The following is a 4,234-nucleotide window of genomic DNA, read 5'->3' as shown; positions in this document are numbered from 1 at the left end:
GCTTACTCTGTATCTGTTTACATTATCTCACTCAACCATTACTAGGGATTACTGGGGCGATCGCAGTCCGAAAACCTTACCCTGTATCTGTTTACATTATCTCACTCAAGCATTACTAGGGATTAATGGGGCGATCGCACCTGAAAAGCTTACCCTGTATCTGTTTACGTTATCTCACTCAAGCATTACTAGGGATTAATAGAGCGATCGCACGGTTGGATATCTTGTAAAAAATCTTACTTAATTTTTCTTTACATATTGTGTTGTTTTGAGTTATTATTTTAAAACTATGATAAAATTATAGAATTGATTACTATAGAATCTAACTGTTATGAAAATACTTTCTCGAATCTTTGATAACAGAATAAACGCGCACAATATTTTGACGGAAATTTCTATTGGTGAATATTTAGAAATAGCTAATTTTATTAGTAAAAATAATCCTTTGCAAAGGAAAAGATTAAAATCATATTCATCAATATATAACCTACTAAAAGAAGATATAAAAATAGGGTGTACTATACCACCTATAGTTTTAGCTCTTAGTAATGACATCCAGGAAAATATAGATATTAATAATGCTGATGAGGATATAATTAAAAATTATATAAATCACCATAAAGATAAATTAATAATTCTTGATGGACTACAAAGAACACACTTATTAATAGATGTAGATCAAGATTTACATTCTGAAAATAATATAAATGTACTAAATAAATTTCATAATCATAAATTAAGATTTGAAATTTATTTAGGCATTAAAAAAATAGGTATTCTTTACAGAATGCTAACACTTAATACTGGTCAATCCCCTATGTCTGTTAGACATCAAATAGAAATACTTTATTCTGATTATCTTGATGAAAGTATTTCTTCAGAAATCAAGTTACTTAAAGAAGTTGATGAACCAAGTCCTCATGAAATTGGGGAATATAGATTTGAATATAGATTTAATGATGTAATAGATGGCTTTACTTCCTATCTTCTTAGAGATGAGGCTAGTTTAGATAGAAGAGACTTACTTGAAATCATTAAAAGTTTAGAAAATCTCGCGCAGGAAAATCAGAATAAGGATCTATTTAAAAGTTATCTAGTAACATATAATGAATTTGTTAAAAAAATACGCGAATTGTCAGGTGATTGGAAGTTTAATGATGAGCAAATCCGATTATCAAGTAAACCTTTTGGTGATAGCGTAGATAAGATATTTACTAAATCACCACTAATGACGGGTTTTGGTGCTGCTGTAGGATTTTTAAAAGATAAACATCTGATTAATTCATTTGATGATATAAATCAGAAGATTACCCAGATTCATCTTAGCAATAATGATCAAAGTTTTCTTGACGAGTTAATTCTAACATTAGACGATATCAGTAAAACTGCTAGAAAAATTGGTACTTCTCAAAGAATGTATTTTTACTACTTCTTTAGAGAACTATTTAACAGTGAAAGTGATTCATGTTTATCAATAGATAAATCAATAGAATCTAGTTTTAAAAAATATAGATTAAATGAACTATAAATTAAATGAGTAATTTTTGTATATGCCACTTAAAATAAAAAATGAACTTTCCGAAATTGAATATTCTTTGACAGAAGTTGTACCAAATATAAATGATGAGCAAACTTACTTTGAACTTTCAGATGTACAAAATAGTATTAAAATACATATTGATTATGTTCTAACTATCTATAGAGATAATAATAATAATACAGATCATAAACATGAAGATTATTCATTATTTATATTGAAATCATTTGAATTAAATAAAGAAAATGATATTTTTCAAGTCTATGAAAAAGTAGCTGATTTGAGAATTGGTTGGATATTTCCTATTCAAGCACTTGTATCTAATAAACATGGATGTGCAGAGAATGAGCATTTTTTAAAATATGCCTATGTTGCGTTTTACAAACTATTACTTAATCAAGAAGATTATAGTCATTTTACTCCCTCTATTGAACAAATAGAAGATTATAAATTAACAGATTTTTATGGAGATAATATTATCATATTAATTTTATTTAAAACTAATATTCAGAAAATAGCTAATTTTAATATAGATAATTACCTTGCTTCTTTATATTCGCACAGTTATTATTATTGTGAACCAACTGAAAATATAAAAAAAATTAATACCTGTCAACCAACGGAAGATTTAAACGAAATTAAAAATAGAGCTAATTTAAAATCTTCTGGTAACACTAGACTGATACTTCAGAGAAGTTCAAAGTATTTACAAGGAGAGTCGTATATTGATAGACTTTTTAAAAGTTTATTGAAAACAGAAGAACATCATTTAGTTAGATTTTATCTTCTTTACCAAGTCATTGAACTCATGATACAGATAGTTTTTGAAAGAAAAATATTAGATGAAATCAATAACTTCAATAATAATGCAGATAAAAATATACGTAAATTCAAGGAGAAAATAGACAATATTTCTACAGAAAAGACAAGAGTATCCATATTAATCAATGATTATGTAAAAATTAATAATCCAAACTTACTTATATCCTGTAATGAATTAATTAAATTATTTAATGATGATGATAGCAATGAAAAAGATGATATTAGCAAAAAACAGGACTTGGGTGGTGCTTTATATAAAGTTAGATGTCTGATTGTTCATCATTTTAGAAAGCTACCTGATAAGATTTTAGAAGAAAAACTTCGAGAAATTAATAAGGAATTTGAAAATATTATAATTAAAATAATTTTGGATTATGAATAAATGAGCAAGTAGAAAACTAATAATTTTAGATTTTAGATTTCATATCTATTTATGTTAATGTTTAAAACATTGCCAAGGTAGATTATTAGAAGTTTCTGAGTTCCATACCTCTTCAAAAGGAATATGATAACGTTCATCTTGATTATCATATTCCCTAGCAAATATTTTTGAAACTCTATCTTTGACAATTGCAATTTGAGATTGTTCAGCTAAATAATCAAAGTCATCTTCCATTTGATTATAAAGTATAGTGTAAATATAGCTGGAAGGTACTACCAACAAATCCAAAACCCCTCTGTGGGTTATATTCCTCAATATATCCAAAATCTACGCCCATTTTAGTAACTCTCTAAAAACCCTGTATCTGTTTACATTATCTCACTCAAGCATTACTAGGGATTAGTAGAGCGATAGCGAAGCGCTGCTGCAAGCAGTTCGCACCTGAAAACCTTACCCTGTATCTGTTTACGTTATCTCACTCAAGCGTTATTAGGGATGTTTATGGCGATCGTGTAAATAAGAGAAGACATATAGAAGTATGAAAGATACACCACCGGAACATTCACCTCACTTGAGAACCATCACCCAGAGCGTAGTTTATAATAGGATCATACGAAAAAATTTACTCAATTGAGGAGTTAATCATGGTAATAAAAATTGCAGAAATATCTAAATATATTGACACCTTACCAGAAGAAGCCCAAATCTTACTACTTGATTTTATTAAATTACTCAAAAACCGTTATTCACAACCAGAAAATCATCATCAAGAAAAAAGTATCTATGAAAAATTTGATCAAATTGGATTAATTGGTTGTTGTGCTGTGGAAGAAAATTTATCAACCACATATAAAGAAGTTTTAGCTAATACATTACCAAACAAATATGATCATAGTTGATACAGGATTTTGGTTAGCTCTCATTGACCAAAAAGACACCTACCACGCAACAGCAAAACAAGCTTTAAAAAAATACAATGAACCTTTAATTACAACATGGTGTGTTGTTACAGAAACCTGTTATCTTTTGCTAACTCGTAAAGGAGTTCAAGCTCAAGTCACCTTTTTAAATAGTCTGGAACAAGAATTATTTACAATCTTTAATTTAAAGCCTCACCATACTCCGCAAATTATTAAATTAATGGAAAAATATGCTAATCTGCCAATGGATTTAGCTGATGCTTCCCTGGTAATTTTAGCAGAAGATTTAGGACATGGGCGCATTTTTTCAGTAGATCAGCGTGACTTTAACACCTATCGTTGGAAGCAAAATTATCCTTTTGAAAATTTGCTATTTTGAAGTAATTACCTGTATCTGTTCACATTATCTCACTCAACCATTACGAGGGATTACTAGAGCGATAGCGAAGCGCTGCTGCAAGCAGTTCGCACCTGAAAACATTACCCTGTATCTGTTCACATTATCTCACTCAAGCGTTACTAGGGATTACTGGGGCGATCATGTAAATAAGAGAAGACAATAGAACCATCACA

Annotated in this window: 6 protein-coding genes; 5 read left to right on the top strand and 1 reads right to left on the bottom strand. The window is 29.0% G+C overall.

Going from position 1 to position 4,234, the window contains the following annotated elements; translation table 11 throughout:
- From FJR37_RS26420 to FJR37_RS10530, 3 genes are all read left to right on the top strand, one after another.
- Positions 1-199, top strand: a 199-nt coding sequence (locus FJR37_RS26420; protein WP_217355235.1) for a hypothetical protein, incomplete at its 5' end; no start/stop codon positions are given.
- A 132-nt stretch (positions 200-331) separates the two neighbouring features.
- Positions 332-1,528, top strand: a complete 1,197-nt coding sequence (locus tag FJR37_RS10535) for a hypothetical protein (protein ID WP_168465985.1) — start codon at positions 332-334, stop codon at positions 1,526-1,528.
- Positions 1,529-1,550: 22 nt separating this feature from the next.
- The gene (locus FJR37_RS10530) at positions 1,551-2,741 is read left to right on the top strand and encodes a hypothetical protein (protein WP_168465984.1); all 1,191 of its coding nucleotides are present in this window, start codon (positions 1,551-1,553) and stop codon (positions 2,739-2,741) included.
- Between the two features lie 54 nt (positions 2,742-2,795).
- On the opposite strand, the gene FJR37_RS10525 is transcribed toward FJR37_RS10530, so the two are convergent.
- Positions 2,796-3,023: a hypothetical protein gene (locus FJR37_RS10525; RefSeq protein ID WP_152608928.1), complete on the bottom strand. Its 228-nt coding sequence runs from the start codon at positions 3,021-3,023 to the stop codon at positions 2,796-2,798.
- Positions 3,024-3,385: 362 nt separating this feature from the next.
- On the opposite strand from FJR37_RS10525, the gene FJR37_RS10520 reads away from it, so the two are divergent.
- On the top strand, positions 3,386-3,640 hold the full coding sequence (locus tag FJR37_RS10520; RefSeq protein WP_168465983.1) for a DUF2281 domain-containing protein: 255 nt from the start codon (positions 3,386-3,388) through the stop codon (positions 3,638-3,640).
- A complete protein-coding gene (locus FJR37_RS10515; RefSeq protein ID WP_039203451.1) occupies positions 3,627-4,040 on the top strand; it encodes a type II toxin-antitoxin system VapC family toxin in 414 nt (137 codons plus the stop codon). The genes FJR37_RS10520 and FJR37_RS10515 overlap by 14 nt, the downstream gene beginning before the upstream one ends.
- Positions 4,041-4,234: the final 194 nt, after the last annotated feature.

Origin of the sequence: Aphanizomenon sp. UHCC 0183, from assembly GCF_009712065.1 — a bacterium.
GTDB lineage: Bacteria > Cyanobacteriota > Cyanobacteriia > Cyanobacteriales > Nostocaceae > Dolichospermum > Dolichospermum heterosporum.
This window is presented reverse-complemented; position numbering and strand designations above follow the sequence as displayed.